Here is a 24852-nt window from a genome sequence, read left to right as displayed (position 1 = left end):
AAAGGCCTAGGCGAGACACCGCAGTGCGAAAGCACAAGGTGGCTCACCAGCCGCCCGTGGAATCGGAGCATATTTCCGTAGCGGCTAACTCCACTATTAAGTTTCTAGTCAGTTCGTATTTCTTTTGTTAAAACACTTTTGTCCCAACCTTTTTTATAATTCATTCAAGGCAACGAGTTCACCTGTCTGTGCATCCACACCATACTCGGAGTCGATTTTGCCGCATAGGATATAGGAGGAATGATCTGCATCATATACATACACCGGAGTAACTTTGATATGGTTCTTCAATGTTTCGAATGCCTCTTCTGTGGATAGTTTCACTGGGCCAGCCGGGTCGAATTGGCTGAAGATATCCACAATCACCTGATTATCAAGATAGCTTACAGCATGGAGGTCCTCTTTATCCAGAACAAGCCTAATTTTCCGCTCAACTACCCTGTTGCTTGGCTTAGATGGCTGCAGCTCGACAAATACATAGCCATTCTGCCTGTAGATACTGGTAAGTCTCCAATTTCCACTGTCATCAGGAAATACGCGTTGAAGGAAACGGACAGCCTCTTGGACTGCTTTATCTTGCTCCCCTTCTGTCAGTGGGTGGGCATCCGGGTCCGGTTTGCGGGCGAGTGCTTGTTCTTCGTTGACTTCCAAGGAGAAGTCCACTTCCTCTTCAGCGAATATGTCGTCTGCAGGTTCTTTCCACATTAAAAGCTCATCTTTCTCCACGAAAGAAACACGTTTTTCCACTTCTTCGAACGAGAAGCTGCGTTTTCCATCATTGGTCAAGAAGGCGGTTGTCGGGCCGTAGACAGGCAGCCATCTTTTTTCTGCTTCAACAGGAATTTCCAGCAGTTTTATTTGCTGCCTGGAAACAGGTTCTGTTTTCTCAAGTGTCAGGTTGAAGGGCTCCCAACGGATCTGGTCCTCCTGTGGGAAAGTGCCGTCTATGGAAAAGAGTGTGAGCTCGCCTTGAGCATTAAACTGGATTTCAATCGTGCCGGACGGATAAACAGGGACATTGTCCACAGCTGCTTGGAAAAGCAAGTTATCCTCACCTTCATCCACAAGGCGGAATTGCCGTCCAAACTCCAGGCCGGTCATCTCCTCCATCCATTCGATGGCCGTTTCCTTCTGTGGATCAGGGAAAAATCCACTTTCTGCATAGGTTGTATCTTCTGAGAAAATGATCCGTCTGATACGGCCACTGTGGATATCTGCATCAATAACAGCTGTGCCAGGCGGATTGAAGCCATCCTCGCTGTGTGGAGAATTATTGGGGAACCATTCCATATTTAATATATAGATGGTTTCGTTGAACACATTCGATTGTCGAAAAATGGAATGGTTCTTCAAATGGTATTGCTGGAGCCCGAATTGATCGGCAATTCGGTCCGTCAATTTTTGCAGGTGTTCATTCATCTTATAACCTCCATTTTTTGTTCATTGAACAATGAAGCAGCATTTCAAGCGTTCTTCCACTTGTACAGGAACAGCCACATGCAGTTATTGCTAAGTAGCATGCCAGCATTTTTTTCAGTATAACATGACTCATCATCCCGAAAAATAAAAGACTGCCAAGTGAGAAAGCTGTTCTTACCTGTTATTTCCTACATGGCTATCCAGCTAAAAAGGGATACTGACCGGCATGCGGTTAGTATCCCTGATTTGTATGTTGTTTATTGATTTTCTCTTCATCCATTCATTCGTTACTACTGTATAAGCAGCAAAATTTCTAAGATGATGAGCAACCCATTCAGAGGTACCCATCTTCCACTACCAAAATCTGCTCCAGTTTAGAATTTAGTTGAAATACTGTTTCAGTCCATTGGTAATGGCCTGAGCCGCATTCGACTGGTAGTAAGGTGTTTGAACTTCCTGCAAATCATTTGGGTTGGAGATGAAGCCAAGTTCCAAAAGGACTGCAGGTGCAGCAGTATTACGCAGAACCCGGTAGTCTCCATAATGGGTTCCCCCGTTATCTAACGGTAGATTAGAAGCAAGGGATCCTTGAAGCTGCTGAGCAAGAGTTTGCCCATTGCTGTTATAGTAGGTACGGATTCCGTTCGCGGCCAGTATTGGAAAAGAATTGTAATGCAGACTGATGAAGGCATCTGCCGCTTGAGTATTGCTGATGCTACTCCGCCTGCCTAACGATACAAAATAATCACCGTTTCTGGTCAAGGTTACATCTGCTCCGGATCTGCGGAGTTCCTCGGCTACATATTCGGCAGTAGACGTGATCAAATCTTTTTCATGGACGCCATTTAAGCCAATAGCACCCACATCCTTTCCACCGTGCCCGGGATCTACGACAATCTTCAATCCGGATAGAGACCCATTAGAGGTCTGAGCCGATGCAGGGGAAGGGACTGCTTGACTGTTTGCTCCACCTGCCGGAAAATCAGTCAGCCAGGAGGCGACCCAGCCGGCAGATCCATTTCCAAGTACTATCTTATGCCACTCGCCGTCTGTCCCGGAAATTTGAAATGTATCGCCTGCAGCAGCAATATCAATAACCCGATAGTCCGTTCCGGGGCCTGTACGGATTCGGACCCCATTTGCCTGTATAGTAGCCGATTCATTATAGGACTGCCTGGTAGATTGGCTCTTTTGTGACGAGTGAGTCAAAGGGATCAGGTAGTGCTTGGCTACCCAGGCCTCTTTTCCGCCATAATATGTTTGGACCCATCCGTGTTTCTCCTGAAAAACAGTTATGGTATCACTGCCGCTCAAGGTTCCGATGATGTTTGCATTCCTTGATGGGGCTTCTCTTACGTTTAGTACCTGATTGCCTACTTCGTATGTTTCTTTGCTGTTTGCACTGCTCTCTGCCGGGGAGAATAAAATAAATAATAACAGTAAACCTGCCCCGAACATCCAGTATTTTCTCCAGTACATCAAATCCTCCTTTTAGTGCCTATACTTGTAGCTGATAGATATATATTAATATGTTCGCTGCCAGGCCACAAGAAATAAGGGAAAAACATGGAAAATATCGAACGACCGACCCAGCAGCTTATGCAGAATCTCCTTCGAATTACATGAGAATTGGGTCCTATATGTCATATGCTGTTTTTCTGTGCGCGCAATATCTCACGCATTATTTCTTCTATTTGTTCAATGGTGTAATCGTAGGAGATGGCAGTGGCGACTGCTTGTTCGAGGGCTTGATATACCGTTGAGATTTTGAGCTGCTGTTTCAGGGTGGAATCTAGATGGGCTGTGAATGTCCCCTTTCCCTGGATGGTCCGTACAAATCCTTTATGTTCTAGGTTCTGATAGGCACGGCGGGCAGTAATCATGCTGACTTCCATATCCTTGGACAACATGCGGATAGAGGGCAGCGGCGTTCCTGGGGGAAGCTGCCCACCGGCAATCAAAGCTTGTAGCTGCTTTTCTATCTGATGATAAATAGGTTCACGGGATTCACGGGACAGCTGGATCGGCGGGATGATCATCTTCATTCCTCCCTATTAGGATATAGCAAAAGTTTAAATAGGATGTTGTCGGAGTCTAGCGAGAACAAAGTATATGTTCATCTGTTATACTGTGTATATGTTTATACACAGTATATAACAGTCTGAAAATTACAGCAATAATATATTGCAACTTTACCCTAAGTTTAGTGATAGGCACTTCTTTCGTTTAGAAAAGCTCAACCAGAAAATCTAATGGGTAACGGGCCCTAGATGAGGAAATAGTGAACAAACTAATATACAGCAGGACAAATCGTGGTATTCTATACATGTACCAAGGAGGTACCTTTACAATATATTGTGAAACGTTGAACAATTTAATTAATCAATCAATTAAATTATAAGATAGGGAGATGACAGCAATGATGGAATTCATTCGAAACAACAAGGCAATGGCAGGTATTTTAACCTTTTTAAGGATCTATATCGGCTATCAATGGATAACAGGAGGGTACGGGAAAATAACTAGCGGCGAATTTAATGCAGGAGGATTCATTCAGGGAGCGATCGCCCAGGCGGGCGGAGAACATCCGACAGTACAAGGCTGGTGGGCTGCATTCTTGGAAACAGTAGCCCTTCCAAACGCAGAAATATTCAGCTTTATGGTGATGTGGGGCGAACTGTTGGTAGGTATTGCACTTATCTTGGGGATCTTTACCAACTTTGCAGCATTAATGGGTATTACGATGAACTTCGCTTTCCTATTCAGTGGCACTGTCAGCACCAATGCCCAAATGGTATTGATTACCGTATTCTTGATCATAGCAGGATATAATGCCGGACGATTTGGGCTGGACAGATGGGTCGTACCTTTCTTGAAAAACCATACACCAATTATGAAGAATAAAGAAAAGAAGGTAGCAGTTGCATAAGGAAGATCAAAGGCTGGTCCGGGAGCGGGCTGGCTTTTTCTATGTTTAAAAATACTGCTATCCGTGAAGTATATTGATAACTTGTTTATGGAAGGAGATGGAAGTAGTGAAACGTTGGTTCCTGCTTATCACGGCCTTGTTACTTACTGTTATTCTAAGTGCTTGTGGAAACGGTGGGCAAGAAGAACAAGAAGGGCAAGAAGGACAAGAAGGACAAGAAAAGTTGAATGAGGAAAATGAGGGAAGTATCCAGCAACAGGAAGGCAATGAGGATCTGGAAGGGTCAGAAGAAAATAATGCTGCCCAAGATTCCGGCCAGTCAGAACAGCAGGCCCTTGTATCGCTTGAGGATCCTGATGGAAACATAGTCGCTACGGCAACATTGGAAGAAAGCAATGAAGAAGTAACCATCCAATTAGAAGGAACGGATCTCCCAGCAGGTACCCATGGCTTCCATATCCATGAAACTGGCGCTTGTGAAGGGCCTGACTTTGAATCGGCAGGCGGCCACTATAACCCTACCGATGCCAACCATGGCTTTGACGACCCTGAAGGACCGCATGCCGGAGACTTGAAGAATATAGAGGTCGCTGAAGATGGAACAGTAAATACGGAAGTGACAGCGGACATGGTGACTTTACAAAAGGATGGGGAGAATACCCTGTATACGGACGAAGGAACAGCGTTGGTCATCCATTCAGAAGCAGACGACTATCAATCTCAGCCGTCAGGTGATGCAGGTGAACGTATTGCGTGTGGTGTCATTGAATAACTCCTATAAGTGGGGAAGTTAGCTTGTCTAACTTCCCCACCAGCGTGAGGAGCCTCGAATATAGGAGCGGAAAAGCTAAAAAAGCTGGGACAAAACTGTAATACCGTTTATTGTTCACCTTTTGAGCAAAACGGTTTAGTTTTGTCCCAACCTTTTGAGTCGCCAGTTCGCCGATTGACATGTTAACGGCAGGTGGTTTGTGTGCAGCTGACTATTCGGTGATCAGCAAACATATTCAGCAAGCACGCTTTGGACGTGGTAGATGTTCAACTGTTTATTGAAGGTTTTTTCGATTGGCGCCGAGCTTCCAGATACCCAAATTTTTAATTCCGCGTCCAAATCGAAGGTGCCGGCTGTTTCTACGGAAAAGTGATTGATATGTTTATAGGGGATGGAATGATATTCCGCTTTTTTCCCTGTCATCCCCTGTTTATCAATCAAAATTAGGCGTTTGTTGGTGAAAATCATCAAATCGCGGACAAGCTTATAGGCATGTTCTACACGTTCCCCGCTTGTCAATAGATCCGTGAGATCCTTTTCTGCCTTATTCACGTCCATTTCGGATGCGTGCCCCATCATACTATCAAAAATACTCATACATACCCTCCTTCATCCTTTCCTACATTATAAGCGACAGGAAGTGGTGCTTTCCAGTCATAGCGGAGTTCCGGACGGTTTTCCCTTCGTCATTGGTAAGCATTTTATCCATTTTATAAGTCATAAGCCCCCTTTCTTTCGGGCTGAATAACGGTAATGGCTATCAGTTTGTTTCAATCAATCTATTGGTGAGGTATAATATATTTCGAGTATCGAAGAGAGGGAGTTATTGATGGATGCTGCAAGCAGTAAAGTAGAAAGTAAAACAGGTAGGATTTGGACGCGTGATTTTGTACTGATATGTTTGGCCAACTTTTTTGTGTTTTTAGGTTTCCAGATGACATTGCCTACCATTCCCTTATTTGTAAAAGAGCTGGGTGGGAATGATCAGCTGGTGGGCATGATTGTCGGTGTCTTCACCTTTTCCGCATTGCTCCTGAGACCTTACGCTGGGCATGCATTGGAATCCAAGGGACGTGGATTCGTCTTGATGACCGGCCTGTCCGTCTTTGTGTTATCTGTCGGTTCCTACGGTTTCATCGGCAGTATCTTGTTATTATTCATTATTCGTGTGATCCAAGGGGCCGGCTGGGGATTTTCCACCACAGCAGGAGGTACGGTAGCAACGGATTTGATTCCACCAAAGCGGCGGGGAGAAGGAATGGGGTATTTTGGCCTGTCGGGTAATATTGCGCTGGCAATCGGCCCTTCCCTTGGTCTGGCGCTTGTCGGGGTCATATCATTCAGCAGCCTCTTTTTGCTTTGTGCGGCATTTGGACTGATCGCCTTATTATTAGCTTCCCGTATCCGCTATAAAAAGGTGGAGGTCACAGAAAAAACGACAACGGTTCGGTTTGATATTTTTGAGAAGACGGCCTTGGAGCCGTCCATCCTGCTTTTCTTTATTACAGCTACCTTTGGCGGGATTGCCACTTTTCTTCCGCTTCATGCGATCGAGCAGGGTGTTGCCGGCATTGAACTGTATTTCCTTGTCTATGCCATCTTTTTGATGATTTCGCGTACGTTTGCGGGGAAAATCTATGATAAAAAGGGGCATCTATATGTGTTTCCCCCTGGCACTTTGATGGTATTTGCAGCCATGCTTTTGCTGGCGTGGCTGCCAAGTACGCTGGTATTGCTGGCTGCTGCCGCTTTGTACGGGTTGGGATTCGGCAGTATACAGCCCGCACTGCAGGCATGGGCAGTGGATAAGGCGGCCGATAATAGAAAAGGAATGGCCAATGCCACCTTTTTCTCGTTTTTTGATTTGGGAATAGGGATTGGGGCCATTGCCTTTGGGCAGTTGGCATATATCTATGGGTATGGGTCCATCTATATCGTTTCCGCATTATCTGTGCTCGCTTCCTTGTTCATTTATGGATATCTTTATGTCCGCGCAAGGAAGAATTCCAATCTATAGGAAAGATGCCTTTCCTAAAAGGGGAAGGTACAGGCGGTGAAATATCGCCACTAATAGTTTAAAAACGTGCATTTCTCGTTTACAATAGAGGTAATGAATGGAGAAGGCAGGTATAGGTATTTTGAAAAGCATTAGTGAAATCAATGTCCAAAAGCTATTTCCATCCGTCATCTACCGACGGGGATTAGAGTATGTAAAACAGAATAGGGTCAGCGATCTATTGTATGACGTTAATTTTAAGGTGTGGACGGCTACTGTTCAAGGGACGGAGGACTACTTCGTCGAAATAAATATGCAGGAGTATGACCAAGGTTCGATTGATACCTACTGTGATTGTCCGGCGTTCGATACATTCGGGTCCTGCAAGCATGTCGCCGCAGTCTTAATCAGTGTTGTCCACAAAGAGGCGGAAAAAGACGGGAGCAGGCCGAGGAACACTCCGATCACCGAGAGCTATAATTATTATCAAGCAGACCGTTTCATCCAGGCGGTCGCCTCGATAGACCACGCGGGAACGGCAGATGACATCCTGCCGAGAAAAACTCCGATGCGGGTGGAATATATATGCAGATGGTCCTATGACCGCAGCCTGCTCATCGAGATGAAGGCCGGTGTGAAACGGGCATTCGTCGTCAAGGATTCCTATGAATTCCTGGAGGCTGTTCTCGGACATGAGGAACACTACTTTACCAAAACATTTACCTATAGTCCGGAAAAGCATTACTTTCTGCAGGCGGATTTGGAAATATTTGAACTTCTTCATTCCATCAAGAAGAATGAGCAGGTGTTTCAGAATTTCACTTTTTACAATCATGAAGGAAATAAAGAGAAGAGGTCCATCATTCTTCCGCCGCTTGCAGCCAAGGAATTGCTGAAAAAGCTTACTGAACGAGATTTGACAGTGGAAACGCCGGGAAAGACCTACCATCGTCCGTCCATAGAGGAGGAAGAGCTGCCGTTTCAGTTCGCTGTCACAAGGAACGAACGGAAGGACCTGCTGCTTAAGATGGCGGAGACCGAAGAGATCACCTATTTTCCACCGTATGAACTATTGTTTTATCAAGGTACTTTCTATTTTCCGAAGAAAGAACAGATTCCGATTCTGGAACAGGTCAGTCAATTTGGCATGCAGAATCTGCAATTTCCGATTTCGCCATCCAAGGCAGACACCTTCCTTTCCGAAGTGTTGCCATCCTTGAAAAAATTGGGGGAAGTAGAAATCGAAGACGAGGTGGCCAAAGAGATTATTCAGGTGCCGCTCCGTGCCAAGCTCTACCTTGAGGTAAAGGGCGAGTCGATTACTGGCAGCTTGGAGTACCACTATGGCAGCCAAGTGATTGATCCTTTCAACGGTCGGGAAACCAATGATCAAATCATCATTCGTGAGGTAGAGAAGGAACAGCAGATCATGCGGCTCATTGAACATGCCAACTTCCATTACAATGGAAAGGAATTATATATAGACTTGGACGAGGAAGAAATGTACGACTTTCTTTATCATGTGATGCCATTATTGGATGAGTATGTGGAGCTTTATCTGACTTCTGAAATCCGGAATATGATGGTGGAGAATGATCCTGTTCCAAGTACAAGTGTCCAGCTGGAGTCTGCTACTAATTTACTGGATATCGGTTTTGAAATCGACGGAGTAGATGATTCGGAAGTCGATAAGATCATTGAGGCGATGATTGAGAAAAAACGGTATTACCGGCTTGGAAATGGGGCGCTGCTTTCCTTGGAAGGGGAAGAATTCACTGCGATGAAGCAGTTCTTTGATGAAATGAACCTGGATAAGGACGATGTACACGAGGGGAATGTACAGATGCCCGTCTACCGGGGCGCCCAGGTAGATGAGCTGATCGGGACAAAGAAAGATTATGGTCCGGCATTCCGGAAGTTGCTGCACCAGCTTCGGAACCCGGAGGAACAGGAATACCCGCTCCCTGAAAATATCCAGGCAAGCCTCAGGAGCTATCAGCAGACAGGATATCAGTGGTTCAAGTCACTTGCTGAATATCATCTCGGCGGTATTCTGGCAGATGATATGGGACTCGGGAAAACCCTTCAATCCATAACCTATATCGCTTCCGATCCAAGCGACAGGCCGCATCTGATTGTAGCACCCTCCTCTGTGGTGTATAACTGGAAGAATGAGTTTGATAAATTTGTCCCGGATATGCAGGTGGCTGTATTGACGGGCACCCCTTCTGAACGCAGAAAATATATCTCGGAGGGGCCGAAAAAAGATGTGTGGATCACTTCCTATGCTACTTTAAGGCAGGATATCGAGTGGTATAGGGAGATTCCTTTTCGCAATTTAATATTGGATGAAGCACAATTTATTAAGAACTATGCCACTAAAACATCGAAGGCTATCCGGGAGATCAAGGCAGCAAGGAAATTTGCCCTTAGCGGGACACCGATTGAAAATTCAATTGATGAGCTATGGGCCATTTTCCAGGTAGTCCTTCCCGGCCTGATGCCGAGCCAGCGGGAATTTAAACAATTGTCGAATGAGAAGATATCCGTGATGACCAGACCGTTCATTCTCCGGCGTCTGAAGGAAGATGTACTGAAGGAGCTGCCGGAAAAAATTGAGTCTGTCAGCGTCTCAGAGCTGACAAAGGAGCAGAAGGATCTCTATATAGGCTATCACCGACGTTTGCAGCAGGAGGCCGCCCAGTCTATGAAGGATAACGGCTTCCAGCAGAACCGGATGAAGATATTGGCTGGTCTTACCAGGCTGCGACAGATATGTTGCCACCCTTCCTTGTTCCTGGAAAATTATGAAGGGAAGTCCGGCAAGCTGGACCAGTTGATGGATACTGTGCGAAATGCTGTAGGGAATGGCAAGCGGATGCTGATTTTTTCCCAGTTCACCAGTATGCATGACATTATCCGGCATAAACTGGAGGAGGAAGGGATCGGCTATTTCTACCTCCATGGGGGAACCTCTTCTAAAGAAAGAATGGAAATGAGCGAACGGTTTAATGGTGGGGAGAATGAAGTATTCCTCATCTCCTTGAAAGCCGGCGGCACCGGTCTGAACTTGACCGGCGCCGATACAGTCATCCTCTTTGACCTATGGTGGAACCCTGCAGTAGAGGACCAGGCGACTGGAAGGGCACATCGATTCGGACAGAAGAATGTCGTTCAAGTGATTCGCATGGTCACGGAGGGGACGATTGAAGAAAAAATATATGAATTGCAGCAGCGGAAACGCGAACTGATTGATCAGGTGATACAGCCGGGAGAAACAATGCTCTCCAGCCTGAGTGAAGAAGATGTCAGAGAGCTGCTCAGCATCTAAGAAGGCGCCGTACAGGTGTCTTCTTTTGTTTTTTACCTGCAAATGAGGGGAACATAGTTAAAAAGGAGAAAGGATGATTTCTTCATGAAACCAATCCAAGCGTACTTTAAATCAGAAAATGACGCAGAGGCTGCACGGACAGCCCTTCAACGCTTGAAAACGGAGCATGTCATGGTCGATTCCATCCCCAATGATCAGAAACAAGCAAGACTTATACCATTGAATAACCCCGGTGCTGGAGCAGGAACGGTCGGTTTTATGGGTCGTGCAGAAGCGGAGATGCTGCAAGGTGACGATCAAACCAGTATTACCCATGTGTTGGAAGGTGAGGTCGGTGAACAGGAGTATGAACAGGCCACCGAGATATTGAAACAGCATAATGGCTACGATCTGGAAAAATGATGACTCTCCGAGCGTATTTCAAGCCCTGCTCGTTCGTAATCAGGAATGTTTAGTTCCTAATGCCAAGGATTGGGGCCAAGTCGCCCAAAATAATAAAAGCCGGGCTTACGTAAGCCGGCTTTTGAGTAGAGGACTTGCTGGGTTGTTCTGCACTCTTATTGATTTAAGGAAAAAAGCTTCCTAGGCCTTCCTTTCACGTATGGTTTCTCTTCCCCGACTACTTTGATTACATCGCCTGTCAGCAGTTTATTGATGGTTCTTTCTGCACTTCGCTTGGTCACACTGTAATAAGTGGCAATGTCGTTGGAAGAAAATGGTTCATTATTTCTCACCTTGATGAAGTCGATGAAATTATATGACAGTTCATTGTTCAATCTGGCTTTATGAATGAGCTGCTGGTAAAGCTTGGAGGTATTGAATTGCTTTTTCACTCCTAGCGGCCCGATGGTGTCCTGTCGGTCATTTACAATGTAACAGCTGCTTCCCTCGGTTTTTTCACATTTTTCCAGAGCGAGCTTTGCGTGGTTTTCCGCCTGTTTAGCCGTTAGCCCCAACCCAAACCCGATATGGACTGGGATGGTGAGGTTCCGTTCCACATCCCGAATCAACGGAAAGTCGCGATAGTGGTTGGTAATATGGTCGAGCATCCCCCTTGTTCCTAGCAGGGCAAACTCATCATCATTACAGGCCAGCACAGTGGCATAGGTTTTCTTTCCAAAATTATCCAAAATACGATGCAGATCTTCCTTGATGGCTGCGGCTTCTCTTTCTCCTTTCATTTTCTTCAAGGCCGGATAGTCTTTAAGCCGTACATAACCAGCTACAATTTGGGAGCTCTTGCTTTGATTCAGGTTTGCTATCGATTTGGCTTTTTCGATGGAGCGGGTAATATTCAATTTGGGGACAGACATCCGGATGACTGGAATATTCCTTGCTATCAGCTGTTCTTCTACCTGCTCAATGGAAGTGATCACGTAATCTATTTTATTCTCTGTCCAAAGCTCTTCATGGTGAGCAACAATCTTCTCCAAGTCCGATGCCCCTTGTGCTGCATAACTGTATGTATAGATTTCCTGTGGGTCAATCTCCAATTCCCGGAGAACACCGTCTACGCAAGACTGCTCCAGAATATCGATGGAAATACGGGTGAGTTGTAAGTTGTGGTGGTTCTTAGCCCGGTAGAAAGAGGAAAGAATCATATATTCATCAAATGCCACCTGAACTGCTGGAAGACGCTTCGATTTTATCTTATCGGATGCATACAGGTAGGAGAGCGATTCAGTAAAAAGGTATACATCACACATGAAAGCCTTTTCAATTAAGGCCGGAGTTTCTTCTGCTTTGATATAAGGAAAGTAGGCCATTTCTATGTCATTTTGGTCGCTTGTATAGGTACGGATGCGGTCGAGCAGTTGTTCTGTGCCAAAAACAGCTATTTTTACTCTCACAGTACCAGCTCCTCTTCGAATTTTTTAATATTTTTGTCAATTTACTTTATGATATAGAATTTTTAAAAGCTTGTCAAGATGGTTGTCGTATAAAGCAGAATAAAGTAATGACAAAGCAGAAAAAAGGCGACCGAAAGAGAATTTTCTTAGGGTCGCTAAATTAGAATTTTATTTAGTTGGTTGATGTTCACCTGATTGTATTTCTTCCATATAGTGGCATGCGGCCTGATGACCGCCCTGCATATAATCGGCGGTGCGGAGTTCAGGTGTCTCTGTTTTGCACAAGTCCGTTGCGAATGGGCAGCGGGTATGGAATCGGCATCCTTGTGGCGGATCGATTGGTGAAGGTACATCACCCGTCAGGATGATCCTTTCCTTTTTCTTTTCCATATTTGTAGTCGGGATTGCTGACAGCAGTGCTTTGGTGTACGGGTGTTGTGGATTGGTGAACAACGATTTTTTGTCGGCAATCTCTACAATCTTACCTAAGTACATGACAATCACCCTGTCAGAAATATGCCGGACCACTCCAAGGTCATGAGAAATGAACAGGTAGGTCAGCTTATACTCCCGCTGCAGCTTCTTCAGCAGGTTGATGACCTGTGCTTGGATGGAGACGTCCAAAGCAGAAACAGCTTCATCTGCAATGATCAGTTTAGGGTTGACTGCCAATGCACGCGCAATTCCAATCCTTTGACGCTGTCCGCCGCTGAATTCATGCGGTAGCCGGTCTGCCTGGTGTGGTCCAAGTCCGACAGTTTCCATCAGTTCGATAATCCTGTCATTCCGTTCCTTCTTCGGTACAACGTTCTGTATCTCCATTGCTTCGTTCAATACCTGACGGACGGTCTGCCTCGGGTTGATCGACGCATAGGGATCCTGGAAGATCACCTGCAAATGCTTGCGAGTTTTATTCATTTTTTTCTTGTTAAAAGAAAGAAGGTCTTCCCCATCAAATTCAATTTCACCGCCTGTAGGCTCATCCAGGCGCAGGATGGCCCTTCCAGTTGTTGATTTGCCGCAGCCGGATTCTCCAACGATGCTGAGGGTCTCTCCTTCGTATATATCAAATGTTACTCCATCTACTGCTTTTACATGGTTGACTGTCCTTCCCAGCAACCCGCCTTTAATCGGAAAATGCTGTTCTAGGTTATTTACTCTTAGCAGCTCTTTGGCCATTTACGTTCACCTCCGGGTCGCCGTCCCATTCATCGGTATAGATCCAACAGCGAATTTGATTGCCTTTTTCATCGGTCTCGAGAAGAGGGAGATTATCCCTGCACAGCTCTGTAGCGAATGGACAGCGCGGTGCAAAGCGGCAACCGACAGGCATTTCGGCCGGGCTCGGGACAGTTCCTCTAATGATAGGGAGGTCTCCATCTATATCTTGGTCAGCTGGCGGAATGGAATTCAATAGTCCGACTGTGTAAGGATGTTTAGGAGAGTTGAATAATGTTTTCACATCGGCATATTCAACGATTTGCCCCCCATACATGACGGCTACATAATCACAAACTTCCGCCACGACGCCCATATCATGGGTGATCAGTACAACCCCCATCCCCAAACGCTCTTGGAGGTCCTTCATCAAGTCCAGGATCTGCGCTTGAATGGTCACATCCAAGGCTGTCGTCGGTTCATCAGCAATAAGCAGTTCCGGGTTGCAGGCAAGTGCCATGGCGATCATGACCCGTTGTCTCATTCCGCCGGACAGCTCATGTGGATACTGGTCGATCCTCTTCTCAGGAGAAGGAATGCCGACAAGCTTCAGCATTTCAATGGAACGCTTTCTAGCCTCTTTTTTGCCAAGTCTTTCATGGATTTTATAGGCTTCGCCAATCTGCTGGCCTACCGTATAGGTAGGGTTAAGGGATGTCATCGGTTCCTGGAAGATCATGGATATTTCATTCCCACGGATTTTCCTCATTTCGGATTCCTTTTTTTCTACCAGGTTCTCTCCCTTAAAGAGAATTTCCCCACCAACTATTTTTCCTGGATCTTCTATTAACTGAAGGATGGACAGAGCGGTGATGCTTTTGCCTGAGCCGGATTCTCCAACGACGCCCAAGGTTTTCCCTTTAGGAAGGGAATAGGTAACACCGTCAACTGCTTTCACTTCCATTTCATCCGTGAAAAAGGAAGTCTGCAGATTATTTATCTCTAATATATTTTCATAAGAATTATCTTTCATTGCTGCCATATTAATTCACCTTTCTTACCTTTACTCAAGGTCAATTCGTTTGTTTAGGAACTGATAGGCTATGTCGACCAACAGGTTTACAATTACAAATAAAAGGGCAACAACTAAAATGGTTCCCTGTACTACTGGGAAGTCCCGGGCATTGATGGAGTCAATGATTAGTCGCCCCATTCCGTTAATGGCAAAAACGGTTTCGGTAAGCACCGTGCCTCCCAGCAGAGTTCCGAACTGCAGGCCGGTAACAGTAACAACCGGAATCAAAGCATTCTTGAGGGCATGCCGGTAAGTGACCACCCGTTCTTTCACACCTTTTGCCCGCGCTGTACGGATATAGTCCTGGCCGATGACGTCCAGCATACTGGAACGGGTCATCCGGGCGATGACGGCAGCCCCGGCAGTCCCAAGCGTAATGACAGGAAGCCAGATTTGGGAGAAACTGCCCCAACCGGATGCCGGGAACCAGCTGGTGTTGTCAATAAACGGCACCCAAGACGGCAAATCAATTCCAATGGAGAACCATTGGATCAACATGAGTCCGAGCCAGAAGTTGGGCATGGAAAGCCCGAACAAAGCGATGATCATTAAAAATGTGTCAGCGAAAGAATAGCGTTTCGTTGCTGATACGATACCGGCGATCAGTCCCATAAAGATACTCAGTATGGTACTGTAGACGGCCAGCTCTACCGTCACCCAGAATCTGCCACTAATCTCTTCTGTCACATCCCGGCCGCTACGAAGGGAGTTTCCAAGATCCCCCTGTACTGCACTCCATACATAATTGAAGTACTGGACGGGCAAAGGATCGTTCAGACCAAGCCTCTCCCTGATGTTTTCCACGGTTTCTTCCGGTGCACTTTCGCCGGCCATGATCTGCGCCGGATCACCCGGTATCAAATGCATTAAGCTGAATACTAGAATCGAAACCCCGATAAGTACGGGTATTGTCTGGATCATTCTTCTTATAAGGAACTTAAACATTTTTCATTGCACCCCTTTACTAGTCTTTCGTTTTAGGGTCAAGTGCATCTCTCAACCCGTCTCCAAGAATATTGAACGCCAGTACGACGGCTACAATCGCCAGACCGGGGAAGGTGGCTACATGCGGCGCATTGAATAAGTAATTCCGGCCGTCACTCAGCATGGCTCCCCATTCAGGGGTAGGCGGCTGTGCACCAAGTCCCAAGAAGGACAGACCACTGGCTGATAAAATAGCTGTTGCAATGCTTAAGGTTGCCTGTACGATAATGGGAGAGGAGACGTTCGGCAAGATATGCTTGAAGATGATCCGTGTGTCGCTCGCGCCCAATGCTTTCATGGCGTCGATGTACTCCAGTTTTTTTACGGAGAGCGTCGAGCCCCTTACGATCCTTGCAAAAACTGGAACAGAAGAGATGGCTACTGCGAGGATGACATTGAAGAGATTTCCGCCAAGTACACTGACGATGGCCAGGGCGAGAAGGATACCTGGAAATGCGAGAAGCACATCCATGATTCTCATCAAGATCGTGTCTGTACGACCTCCATAATAGCCTGAAACTACCCCGATCAGTACTCCCAATGTTGCTCCTAGAAAAACGGAGAAGAAGCCGACATAAAGGGTAATGGACATTCCGTGGATGATTCTGGAGAATATATCACGGCCGAAATGGTCCGTTCCAAACCAGTTTTCTGCAGAAGGCGGAGCCAGCTTATTGACAACATCCTGTGTATTTGGGCTATATGGAGTGAAATAAGGACCCACTATTGCGATAATTATGAATAACAAAATCAAAAATCCGCCAACCATGGAGGCTTTGTTCTTCTTTAATTTATTGAAGACAATCTTCCAGTTTTGAAGTCGCGGGTTCGGCGGCTTCATAGACGTTTGGGGATTGTCTATGGTCTCGATTTGTTCACTCATGGTTATTTCTTCCTTTCCGGCAAAATTTTCACACATTTTAAAGATATATATGCTTGAAATATTATATCACGTATTCGACATTTTACAACATAGGAAAAATAGAAAAATGCCTACCAAATACCCAAATTCTTCATTTGGAAAATTATTAGTTAATTTAGCGTATATATAATAGTAGGGTTTCTTCGGAATTGATATAAGATTTTTAAATATCTTGTATTTTGTGAAACTATATTATATATTTATTACTAGTATTGTACTAGTATCTAGTACACCTATTGACATATTGAGGGGGTTGGAAAATGAAGATGACCAAGAAATCACTTTTGCTGCTGGCATTTGCTTTGATGCTCAGCCTTCTGCTTGCTGCATGTGCCAGCGAGCCGGACGAGGGCGGAGATACAGGCTCCGATGGCGGTGAAGATACAGAGAACACTGAAGGAGATACAACAGAAGCAGGCGGTAATGATCTGATAATCGCCAATCTGTCCGACGCAGTATCACTTGATCCTGCTGGTTCGAATGACACACCGTCAAGTGATGTCCAGGCCAATATCTATGAAACCTTAGTTACCCAGAACCAGGATATGGAATTGCAGCCGGGCCTAGCTAAAGAGTGGGAACTGGTGGAAGATAATGTGTGGGAGTTTAAGCTGGTCGAAGGAATCCAATTCCATGATGGAACGGAATTCAACGCAGAAGCGGTGAAAGCGAATATCGAGCGGGTGATTGACCCGGAAGTTGCTTCACCAAGGGCGTTTTTGTATGAAATGGTTACAGAAGTAGAAGCAGTTGATGAATATACAGTTCGAATCACTACAGAATATCCATTTTCTCCTTTACCTTCCCACCTGGCACACCCGGGCGGAGGAATGGTTTCTCCTGCTGTAATTGAGGAAGATTATGCGGCAATGGAAGAGGGGGAAGAGCCGGGAAGCTACATTAATGAAAATCCGATCGGCACCGGCTATTTCAAATTTGAAAGCTGGGAACCAGGAAGTGAAATTGTTCTTGTAAAGAATGAAGACTATTGGAATGGAGAAGCAAAGCTTGATTCTGTCACCTTCCGGGTCGTGCCGGAAGACCAGACACGTATCGCTGAGCTGTTGAATGGAGACGTCCATATCAGCAATCCGCTGAGCCCATCCGATGTGGCGCAGGTGGAGAATGAAGATGGTGTACGTGTAAACCGCCAGGGAAGTGTAAGCACGAACTATATCGGATTCAACACGCAGAAGGAACCGTTCGACGATGTACGTGTCCGTCAAGCTATCTCAATGGCTATTGACAAAGAGCAGATTATAGAAGGAATCTTTGATGGTGTTGGTGAACCTGCCAATGGGCCGCTGGCACCCGAAGTATTTGGTTATAACGAAAACCTCGAACCGTTGGAATATGACCCAGAACGGGCGCAGGAGCTGTTGGCTGAAGCAGGCTATGAAGATGGATTCTCTACAACCATCTGGACGAATGACAAACGTGAACGTATCGATGCCGCAACAAACATTCAGGCTCAATTGTCCGAGATTGGCGTTGAGGTGGAAGTGGAACAGCTGGAGTGGGGTGCGTACCTGGAGCAGACTGCCAATGGAGAGCATGATATGTTCGTGCTTGGCTGGACAACTGTAACAGGGGATGCCGACTACGGGCTTTATCCATTGTTCCATTCCAGCCAGCAGGGTGATCCAGGGAACCGTACCTTTACAGACCACGAGGAACTGGATAATCTGTTAGAAGAAGCACGCCGTGAAGAAGATCAGGCAAAGCGTGAGGAATTGTACGCGGAAGCACAGCAGTTCATCGTTGATGATGCTCCGTGGATCTTCCTGCACCATTCAGAGTACCTGCTTGGTGTAAGGGAAGAAGTAAAGAATCTTGAACAGACGCCTACGCAAATTCTGAAGCTTAAAGATGTCACAATAGAACAGTAATAGGTATTAGAGAAGCCCTCCCGATTGGGAGGGCTTCCTTGTCTTTAGGAACTATAAAATGATGGAAATACGGATCACTTGTTGACAGATACCTCCAACATTTATTCTATCGATCCTTCATTCGTCAGGTTTTACAGAATCTGTCGATAATAGTTTTAGAGTCCACTTTGACAAAAGTTTGACAGTTTTATATGGATGAGTGTAAAATTTAGTTACAAAAAAATTTAAAAGGGGGAGTTCGTATGAAAAAGAATAAATTATTATTTTCTGCAATCCTGCTTTCCATGATGGTTTTGGTTCTTGCTGCGTGCGGAGGGAGCGGCAACAGTGACGGCGGCAGTGAAGGTGAGTCATCAGAAGGAGACAGTGAAGCTCCACAGTTCCTGAGCATGCTGACTGGCGGCACCAGTGGTACATATTACCCATTGGGCGGCGAAATGGCTCAGATCATTACAGAAGCCACTGGCATCCAGACAGATGCGATTTCATCCAATGCATCAGCGGATAACGTGGCCGAACTTCAGGAAGGCCAGGCAGAGCTGGCATTTGTCCAGACGGACGTAATGGCTAATGCTGTAGAAGGAATCAATTCCTTTGAAGGGAATCCTGTGGACAATGTACAGGCACTTGGTTCCCTATACCCTGAAACCATTCAAATCGTAACCTCCAAGGATTCCGGAATATCTTCCGTTGAAGACTTGGAAGGAAAATCTGTGTCTGTGGGTGCCCCAGGTTCCGGCACATATGTAAACGCAGAACAAATTCTGGAAGTCCATGGATTGACAATGGATGATATCAACGCGCAAAACCTATCATTTGATGAGTCTACTAGCGGAATTCAGGACGGAAACATTGATGCCGCATTCATTACAGCAGGAACCCCGACAGGTGCAGTAGAAGGGCTCGGAGCTACGGTAGACGTGGCCATTGTGCCAATTGAGCAGGACAAGATCGACGAACTTATAGAAGAGTATCCATACTATGCGGAGGATACCATTGAAGCAGGCACATATGGCCTGGAAGAAGATGTGACAACAGTGGCTGTACTCGCCATGCTGGCTGTTACGGAGGATGTACCGGAAGAAACGGTCTATGAAATTACTAAATCCATCTATGAGAACGCAGGTGAGATGGCCCATGCAAAAGCTGAATTCATTACACTTGATACTGCTTTAGATGGTATCGGCATTGAGGTGCACCCTGGTGCCCAGAAGTATTATGACGAACAGGGAGTCACTGCGGAATAGGCCCAGCTGACAAAAAAAGATCGGCCGGCTGTCCAGCCTTGTTGAAGGGATTGGCTGCCGGCTCTTTTTTCGGTTGAAAATGAATAGTAACGGTACAGCAGAACATATAGGTGGAAGAAAAATGAAGAAAAATATAACTTGGATGATGACCATCTGCATAATTTTGGCAGCTGGCCTCACAGCCGTATTGCTTCCTTTTCGTACTGCGTTAGTTTTCTATGAGGAGAACACGGAACACTTGGAAGCCTTCCTGCCGCTTGAAGCAGGTGATACATTTCAAATCATTTTTACCCACTCCATCCATTTGACGGATGTGGTGGAGAAATATGAAATTATGGATAACTATGAGATCAGACAGAATGAAATTATCTATGAAGAGTTTGGAATAGGCATGCCCTCCAATGCCGAGGAAGGAGCGACCTTCACGTATGAAGATGGCAAATATCATATAAAAGGTTTGGATAATTATTTTGCCTCCATGAACATCCGCAATGGAAAGGCTGTCTCTGAACACCGCCTGGTTTGGAATGCCTCCACAAATAACACCTCTGAAGCAAAAAATATGGTTTGGTTCAATGAATACTTTGAACCGGGCGCATGGTTTACCCTTAAGGTCGAGAAGCTTACCTTGTGGGAGTACTGGAAAGGAGTGAAAATCGATGACTGACAACAGAGCAGAGAATCAAATGACAAATGATCAACAGGAAATACTTCAGAAATATGATGCCGAATCAAATACGCGAGATGTCACCGGTTTCATGGCAAAGGTCATCTTCTTTACGCTGATTGCCTTTTCCTTGTTTCAAATATACACGGGGGCATTCGGGCAGTATACGGCATACATCCAGCGGACTGTTCACCTTGGATTCGCCCTGACGCTGATATTTCTATTGTTCCCTGCCAGAAGGAAAACACAAAAATCCACCATACCCTGGTATGATTACATACTAGTTATTTTGTCCATTGCCGTATGTGCTTATTGGCCGGTGTATTATGACACACTGGTACAGCAGATTGGCAGTATTACAGATGTGCAGCTCGTTATCGGTGGAATAGCAATTCTGCTGGTACTAGAAGGTGCCCGGAGAGCGGTAGGGCTTCCTATTACAATTATTGCTATAGCTTTCCTGTTGTATGCCATATTCGGGCGTCAGATGCCTGGTATGCTGGCACACCGAGGCCTCAGCCTGGAACAGCTGGTGAACTCGATGTTCTTTACAACAGAAGGTATACTCGGAACGCCACTTCAGGTATCGTCTACCTATATCTTCCTGTTCCTATTGTTCGGGGCATTTTTAGTACAGACTGGTGTCGGTACCTACTTTAACGACCTGGCTCTGGCATTGGCGGGGCGCCGCACGGGCGGCCCGGCGAAAGTGGCTATTTTCTCCAGTGCATTGAATGGTACCATTTCCGGAAGTTCGGTAGCGAATACGGTTACGACCGGGTCCTATACCATCCCAATGATGAAAAAACTCGGCTATCGGAATAACTTTGCCGGTGCAGTAGAGGCCGCTTCCTCTACTGGGGGGCAGATCATGCCGCCAATCATGGGTGCAGCTGCATTCCTGATGATTGAATTTGCAGGTGTCGGCTACTGGGAAATCGCCAAAGCGGCTACCATCCCGGCTATCCTTTACTTCTCAGGAATCTGGATCATGACCCACCTGGAAGCGAAACGGCTTGGCTTGCACGGACTTAAGAAGGAAGAGATTCCAAGCAAGATTTCCGTTCTGAAGAAAATCCATCTTCTGATACCGATCCTTGCAATTGTGTTAATGTTATTCCAAGGATTCAGTATTGAACGAACTGCTTTATATGGAATAGCTATCACGATTCTTGTCAGCTTGTTCCTTAAAGAGACTAGAATCACCCCAAGCAGATTCATTGTGGCCCTGCAATCAGGTGCAAGAACTGCTCTTGGAGTGGCCGCTGCCACTGCGTGTGCCGGTATCATTGTCGGAGTAGTAACAAAGACCGGTCTCGGCTTGAAATTAGGTAATGGTCTGGTCGGGCTTGCTGAAACATTCGCAACCTCGGTGAATATGCAGCTGATGCTGACATTGTTCTTTACCATGATTACTTCCATCATTCTCGGAATGGGGTCACCGACGACAGCGAACTATATCATTACATCTACGATTGCATTGCCTGCAATTTTGGCTTTGAATGACCAGTTGGAAGTGGCAATTCCAGTGCTTGCTGGCCATATGTTCGTATTTTACTTTGGTATCGTTGCCGATATCACCCCGCCGGTTGCCCTGGCAGCATTTGCGGCGACAGGGATTTCCCGAGGAGAACCGATACGGACCGGGGTCAATGCTTCGAAACTGGCCATTGCCGCCTATATTATCCCTTACATGTTTGTTTTGAATCCTCAACTTTTAATGATTGAGGGGACGGTGGCAGGGATAACCTGGTCACTGTTCAGCGCACTTGTCGGGATGTTGGCCATCAGTGCCGGGATGATTGGTTTCTGGTATCGGAAGCTGAATTGGATGGAAAGGATTATTACCGTCGTGACGGGGCTTGTCCTCATCTATCCAGAAGGAACCACGGATATAATCGGTCTCGTTGCCTTTATTGTGCTGTTTGTAATCCAGTTATTTACACGCCAAGATAAGCAAGTCAAGGCGTCTGGCAGCGAGGCATAATTTAATAGAGCTTTTGTGAGACAGCCGGAACCCATGCCGGCTGTCTTTTATCGCTGTTTAGGAAAACTAGGAAATTCCGAGAGGGTGGATGAAGCCGGCAGTATTCCTGCTCCTGACGGCAAATGGGCCTTCTGCCACCTTCATTCACTCTATGAATGTGCTAAAATAGCAGAATAAAGTAGTAGAAAGATGGGTTTTTATATGGCCAGACAATATGATTTTACCGAAGGAAATATATTAAAACAGCTATTCTATTTTTCAGGCCCGATTATGCTGGCAAACCTGCTGCAGACCTCCTATCAGTTTGCAGACAGTCTTTGGGTGGGAAATCTGCTCGGAGCGAATGCACTGGGAGCGGTGGCTGTCTCTGGTACCCTCATCTTCACGGTGCTTTCTTTTGTGATCGGTCTAAATAATGCTGCCCTGACGATCCTTTCCCAGCAAAAGGGAAAGGATCATGAGAAGGGATTGGAGCGTTATCTGAATGCATTCGTAGTCATCTTGGCAGTAATGGCCGTTTTCCTTGGTGCCCTGGGATACTTATTTGCGGAGCAGCTTCTCCGTCTGTTGGGAACGCCCGAAGAAATGCTTGGAGAAGCAGCTGCTTATCTGAGGATTAACTTCCTTGGGATTTTATTCCTGTTCGGATATAACTTTATCAGCACTGTTTTACGAGCACTCGGAGACAGTAAGACGCCGCTCAGGTTTGTGACGATTGCGGTGATTCTTAATATCATAGTCAATCCATTGTTCATTGCAGGATTCGATATGGGAATCGAAGGGGCTGCCTATGCAACGGTCGTTGCCCAAGGGAGTGCTTTTCTCTACGGTTTGATTTATGTGCTGTATAAGAAATCGGCTCCATTTCGAATTCCCTACCTCCCTACATGGAAGGAGGTCGGCCTTATTCTTAATTTGGGTATTCCTGCCGGTCTGCAAATGGCAGTGATATCGGCCGGTTCGGCGGCAATTATGAGTGTAGTAACCAATTTCGGGGGTGGCGTTGTTGCCGGCTTTGGTGCATCCCAGCGGCTGGACAGCCTGTTATTGCTTCCTGCCCATGCACTTGGAACAGCGGTGAACAGTATGGCCGGACAGAATCTTGGTGTGAGGAATCTGGTCAGAGTCAGGGATGTCGCAAAGTACGGTGTCATCTATAACTTTGCCATCATGTCGGTCATCGGCCTGTTCGTAGTCGTTTTCGCCGAACATGGTGTACGACTGTTCGTTGAAGATGAAGAAGCCGTACAATTCGGCACAACCTACTTACAGATCATTGCACTGTGCTATCCGTTCCTGGGAATCAATTTTGTTCTGAACGGCATTGTACGCGCGGCAGGAGCGATGTATCAAGTACTGGTCCTTAACGTGATTTCTTTCTGGGTGCTCCGTTTTCCGCTGACAGCCCTATTTTCCTGGCTGTACGGAGAAACCGGTATTGCTATCGGCATGGGGGCAAGCTTCCTAGTCAGCAGTCTTGTTGCCTTCCTGTATTACCGGTTTGGAAATTGGCGGAAGAAGGAATTATTTAGTGAGCGGGGTTAGTCAAATGAGTGGAAAGGCTATGAAACTATTGAAAATAGCTGCAGCTGGTATGATTGCTGGTGCCCTGCTAGGTTTCTTTCTGAAGTGGTGCGAACATATCACAGGAAAGGCTGTCTATACCTTGCTTTTAAATATTGACTACCTTCCACTTCTTTCCGATTGGAAGCTGAATGAGCTTGGAGAGTTTTTCCTCCATCTCATCGTATCGGCGGCAGTTGCCCCGGCTCTTTATCTATTATTCTCAACTTGGGGCTGGGAAAAGAAGGCTTCTGCTTATGTGTTGGGAAGTACGGTCATCGGTTTGGTTTATTATCCTTTCACCATGCTTTCGGAAAGGACGCCGGCATTGCTGGATGCTGCTTCTATTCTGCTTTGGCTTTTAGGACATATTCTTTTTGGATCTATACTTGCTGTTTTATTAATCTATGGGGAAGGGAATCGCCATCGTGAGAAAAAACACCGCTAATGCATTAAAACAAACAGGGTTCGTCGTGCTGCTCCTTTGCAGTATGTTTCTTATCTTATCCTATGTATCAGAAGAGCAAACAGTCATTAATGAGTCTGCTTCAAGCCCAGTGGTCAGCAAGGAAGTATATCAGTACCGGCCGATGGTGGAAAAGTACGCAGACCAGCATGGCGTGGCTGAATATGTCGATGTGATCCTAGCGATTATGATGCAGGAGTCTGGTGGAAGGGGGAGCGACCCGATGCAATCCTCGGAGAGCTACTGCGGGGAACGTGGCTGTATAGAAGACCCGGCAGTGTCGATCGAGCAGGGTGTCCGTCACTTTTCATCTGTGTTGGAAGAAGCGGACGGCGATCTTCAACTGGCTGTCCAGTCCTATAATTTTGGTAGGGGCTTTATTGCCTATATGGAAGAAGCTGAACAAGGATATTCACAGGAGGCGGCAGTGGCCTTTTCCCAGGAGATGTTTCAACGTGTCCCCAATCCTGAAGAGTATCGCTGTTTAAGAGAAGGAGCCGAAGAAATAGGCGCCTGTTATGGCGATATTTATTATGTCCCAGCTGTATTTGCTTATCGGGACGTCATTGCTTCAGAATGATGGGTTTAAATGGTATC

Annotated in this window: 21 protein-coding genes; 12 read left to right on the top strand and 9 right to left on the bottom strand. The window is 46.1% G+C overall.

Annotated features, from left to right (window positions below; all coding sequences use genetic code 11):
* Positions 1 to 153 precede the first annotated feature (153 nt).
* The 3 genes from ACFODW_RS11800 to ACFODW_RS11790 form a co-directional block, all read right to left on the bottom strand.
* Positions 154 to 1419, bottom strand: a complete 1266-nt coding sequence (locus ACFODW_RS11800) for a hypothetical protein (protein ID WP_390306661.1) — start codon at positions 1417 to 1419, stop codon at positions 154 to 156.
* Between the two features lie 381 nt (positions 1420 to 1800).
* Positions 1801 to 2898, bottom strand: a complete 1098-nt coding sequence (locus ACFODW_RS11795) for an N-acetylmuramoyl-L-alanine amidase (protein ID WP_390306659.1) — start codon at positions 2896 to 2898, stop codon at positions 1801 to 1803.
* A 164-nt stretch (positions 2899 to 3062) separates the two neighbouring features.
* Positions 3063 to 3464, bottom strand: a complete 402-nt coding sequence (locus tag ACFODW_RS11790; protein ID WP_390306657.1) for a GntR family transcriptional regulator — start codon at positions 3462 to 3464, stop codon at positions 3063 to 3065.
* Positions 3465 to 3838: 374 nt separating this feature from the next.
* Between ACFODW_RS11790 and ACFODW_RS11785 the strand changes: the two genes are divergently transcribed.
* Both ACFODW_RS11785 and ACFODW_RS11780 read left to right on the top strand, forming a co-directional pair.
* Positions 3839 to 4348, top strand: coding sequence for a DoxX family protein (locus tag ACFODW_RS11785; protein WP_390306655.1), 510 nt, complete (start codon positions 3839 to 3841; stop codon positions 4346 to 4348).
* A 106-nt stretch (positions 4349 to 4454) separates the two neighbouring features.
* Positions 4455 to 5120 (top strand): superoxide dismutase family protein, encoded by a 666-nt coding sequence (locus ACFODW_RS11780; protein WP_390306653.1) that lies wholly within the window; start codon positions 4455 to 4457, stop codon positions 5118 to 5120.
* A gap of 222 nt (positions 5121 to 5342) precedes the next feature.
* Here the strand turns inward: ACFODW_RS11780 and ACFODW_RS11775 are convergent, their stop codons facing one another.
* Positions 5343 to 5717 carry a PH domain-containing protein gene (locus ACFODW_RS11775; protein WP_390306650.1) on the bottom strand — a complete coding sequence of 125 codons (375 nt, stop codon included), beginning with the start codon at positions 5715 to 5717 and terminating at the stop codon, positions 5343 to 5345.
* A 232-nt stretch (positions 5718 to 5949) separates the two neighbouring features.
* Here ACFODW_RS11775 and ACFODW_RS11770 point away from each other — a divergent pair, with 232 nt between their 5' ends.
* The 3 genes from ACFODW_RS11770 (at position 5950) to ACFODW_RS11760 (ending at position 10849) form a co-directional block, all read left to right on the top strand.
* A complete protein-coding gene (locus tag ACFODW_RS11770; RefSeq protein WP_390306647.1) occupies positions 5950 to 7137 on the top strand; it encodes an MFS transporter in 1188 nt (395 codons plus the stop codon).
* Between the two features lie 97 nt (positions 7138 to 7234).
* Complete coding sequence (locus ACFODW_RS11765; protein WP_390306644.1) at positions 7235 to 10447, top strand: SNF2 helicase associated domain-containing protein; 3213 nt, start codon at positions 7235 to 7237, stop codon at positions 10445 to 10447.
* An 84-nt stretch (positions 10448 to 10531) separates the two neighbouring features.
* Positions 10532 to 10849 (top strand): hypothetical protein, encoded by a 318-nt coding sequence (locus ACFODW_RS11760; RefSeq protein ID WP_390306642.1) that lies wholly within the window; start codon positions 10532 to 10534, stop codon positions 10847 to 10849.
* A 155-nt stretch (positions 10850 to 11004) separates the two neighbouring features.
* Here the strand turns inward: ACFODW_RS11760 and ACFODW_RS11755 are convergent, their stop codons facing one another.
* From ACFODW_RS11755 to nikC, 5 genes are all read right to left on the bottom strand, one after another.
* On the bottom strand, positions 11005 to 12297 hold the full coding sequence (locus tag ACFODW_RS11755) for a hypothetical protein (protein ID WP_390306639.1): 1293 nt from the start codon (positions 12295 to 12297) through the stop codon (positions 11005 to 11007).
* Between the two features lie 168 nt (positions 12298 to 12465).
* Entirely contained in the window at positions 12466 to 13476 is a 1011-nt protein-coding gene (locus tag ACFODW_RS11750) for an ABC transporter ATP-binding protein (protein WP_390306637.1), read from the bottom strand.
* Positions 13448 to 14488 (bottom strand): ABC transporter ATP-binding protein, encoded by a 1041-nt coding sequence (locus tag ACFODW_RS11745; protein WP_390306862.1) that lies wholly within the window; start codon positions 14486 to 14488, stop codon positions 13448 to 13450. Before ACFODW_RS11745 ends, ACFODW_RS11750 begins: the two co-directional genes overlap by 29 nt.
* Positions 14489 to 14518: 30 nt before the next feature.
* On the bottom strand, positions 14519 to 15475 hold the full coding sequence (locus ACFODW_RS11740; protein ID WP_390306635.1) for an ABC transporter permease: 957 nt from the start codon (positions 15473 to 15475) through the stop codon (positions 14519 to 14521).
* Positions 15476 to 15494: 19 nt separating this feature from the next.
* The gene (gene nikC / locus ACFODW_RS11735) at positions 15495 to 16397 is read right to left on the bottom strand and encodes a nickel transporter permease (RefSeq protein ID WP_390306633.1); all 903 of its coding nucleotides are present in this window, start codon (positions 16395 to 16397) and stop codon (positions 15495 to 15497) included.
* Between the two features lie 299 nt (positions 16398 to 16696).
* On the opposite strand from nikC, the gene ACFODW_RS11730 reads away from it, so the two are divergent.
* The 7 genes from ACFODW_RS11730 to ACFODW_RS11700 all read left to right on the top strand — a co-directional run bounded on the left by ACFODW_RS11730 (position 16697) and on the right by ACFODW_RS11700 (position 24835).
* Complete coding sequence (locus ACFODW_RS11730) at positions 16697 to 18325, top strand: glutathione ABC transporter substrate-binding protein (protein WP_390306630.1); 1629 nt, start codon at positions 16697 to 16699, stop codon at positions 18323 to 18325.
* Positions 18326 to 18567: 242 nt separating this feature from the next.
* Entirely contained in the window at positions 18568 to 19572 is a 1005-nt protein-coding gene (locus ACFODW_RS11725) for a TAXI family TRAP transporter solute-binding subunit (protein WP_390306627.1), read from the top strand.
* Positions 19573 to 19693: 121 nt separating this feature from the next.
* A complete protein-coding gene (locus ACFODW_RS11720; protein WP_390306624.1) occupies positions 19694 to 20239 on the top strand; it encodes a DUF1850 domain-containing protein in 546 nt (181 codons plus the stop codon).
* On the top strand, positions 20232 to 22226 hold the full coding sequence (locus ACFODW_RS11715) for a TRAP transporter permease (protein ID WP_390306621.1): 1995 nt from the start codon (positions 20232 to 20234) through the stop codon (positions 22224 to 22226). Before ACFODW_RS11720 ends, ACFODW_RS11715 begins: the two co-directional genes overlap by 8 nt.
* A 201-nt stretch (positions 22227 to 22427) precedes the next feature.
* Positions 22428 to 23771 (top strand): MATE family efflux transporter, encoded by a 1344-nt coding sequence (locus ACFODW_RS11710; protein WP_390306618.1) that lies wholly within the window; start codon positions 22428 to 22430, stop codon positions 23769 to 23771.
* A gap of 4 nt (positions 23772 to 23775) precedes the next feature.
* Positions 23776 to 24237: a hypothetical protein gene (locus tag ACFODW_RS11705; protein ID WP_390306616.1), complete on the top strand. Its 462-nt coding sequence runs from the start codon at positions 23776 to 23778 to the stop codon at positions 24235 to 24237.
* Positions 24218 to 24835 (top strand): lysozyme family protein, encoded by a 618-nt coding sequence (locus ACFODW_RS11700; protein ID WP_390306614.1) that lies wholly within the window; start codon positions 24218 to 24220, stop codon positions 24833 to 24835. Before ACFODW_RS11705 ends, ACFODW_RS11700 begins: the two co-directional genes overlap by 20 nt.
* Positions 24836 to 24852: the final 17 nt, after the last annotated feature.

Source organism: Virgibacillus sediminis (assembly GCF_042643265.1).
Taxonomy (GTDB): Bacteria; Bacillota; Bacilli; order Bacillales; family Amphibacillaceae; genus Virgibacillus_O; species Virgibacillus_O sediminis.
Note: the sequence above shows the minus strand (reverse complement) of the source record. Positions and strands in the feature narration are given on the sequence as shown.

What these genes read in the sequence shown, in the direction of transcription:
- ACFODW_RS11800 (WP_390306661.1), bottom strand. Translation starts at nt 1,419, where the DNA reads ATGAATGAACACCTGCAAAAATTGACGGACCGAATTGCCGATCAATTC.
- ACFODW_RS11795 (WP_390306659.1), bottom strand. Translation starts at nt 2,898, where the DNA reads ATGTACTGGAGAAAATACTGGATGTTCGGGGCAGGTTTACTGTTATTA.
- ACFODW_RS11790 (WP_390306657.1), bottom strand. Translation starts at nt 3,464, where the DNA reads ATGAAGATGATCATCCCGCCGATCCAGCTGTCCCGTGAATCCCGTGAA.
- ACFODW_RS11785 (WP_390306655.1), top strand. Translation starts at nt 3,839, where the DNA reads ATGATGGAATTCATTCGAAACAACAAGGCAATGGCAGGTATTTTAACC.
- ACFODW_RS11775 (WP_390306650.1), bottom strand. Translation starts at nt 5,717, where the DNA reads ATGAGTATTTTTGATAGTATGATGGGGCACGCATCCGAAATGGACGTG.
- ACFODW_RS11770 (WP_390306647.1), top strand. Translation starts at nt 5,950, where the DNA reads ATGGATGCTGCAAGCAGTAAAGTAGAAAGTAAAACAGGTAGGATTTGG.
- ACFODW_RS11765 (WP_390306644.1), top strand. Translation starts at nt 7,235, where the DNA reads ATGGAGAAGGCAGGTATAGGTATTTTGAAAAGCATTAGTGAAATCAAT.
- ACFODW_RS11760 (WP_390306642.1), top strand. Translation starts at nt 10,532, where the DNA reads ATGAAACCAATCCAAGCGTACTTTAAATCAGAAAATGACGCAGAGGCT.
- ACFODW_RS11750 (WP_390306637.1), bottom strand. Translation starts at nt 13,476, where the DNA reads ATGGCCAAAGAGCTGCTAAGAGTAAATAACCTAGAACAGCATTTTCCG.
- ACFODW_RS11745 (WP_390306862.1), bottom strand. Translation starts at nt 14,488, where the DNA reads ATGAAAGATAATTCTTATGAAAATATATTAGAGATAAATAATCTGCAG.
- ACFODW_RS11740 (WP_390306635.1), bottom strand. Translation starts at nt 15,475, where the DNA reads ATGTTTAAGTTCCTTATAAGAAGAATGATCCAGACAATACCCGTACTT.
- nikC (WP_390306633.1), bottom strand. Translation starts at nt 16,397, where the DNA reads ATGAGTGAACAAATCGAGACCATAGACAATCCCCAAACGTCTATGAAG.
- ACFODW_RS11730 (WP_390306630.1), top strand. Translation starts at nt 16,697, where the DNA reads ATGAAGATGACCAAGAAATCACTTTTGCTGCTGGCATTTGCTTTGATG.
- ACFODW_RS11725 (WP_390306627.1), top strand. Translation starts at nt 18,568, where the DNA reads ATGAAAAAGAATAAATTATTATTTTCTGCAATCCTGCTTTCCATGATG.
- ACFODW_RS11720 (WP_390306624.1), top strand. Translation starts at nt 19,694, where the DNA reads ATGAAGAAAAATATAACTTGGATGATGACCATCTGCATAATTTTGGCA.
- ACFODW_RS11715 (WP_390306621.1), top strand. Translation starts at nt 20,232, where the DNA reads ATGACTGACAACAGAGCAGAGAATCAAATGACAAATGATCAACAGGAA.
- ACFODW_RS11710 (WP_390306618.1), top strand. Translation starts at nt 22,428, where the DNA reads ATGGCCAGACAATATGATTTTACCGAAGGAAATATATTAAAACAGCTA.
- ACFODW_RS11705 (WP_390306616.1), top strand. Translation starts at nt 23,776, where the DNA reads ATGAGTGGAAAGGCTATGAAACTATTGAAAATAGCTGCAGCTGGTATG.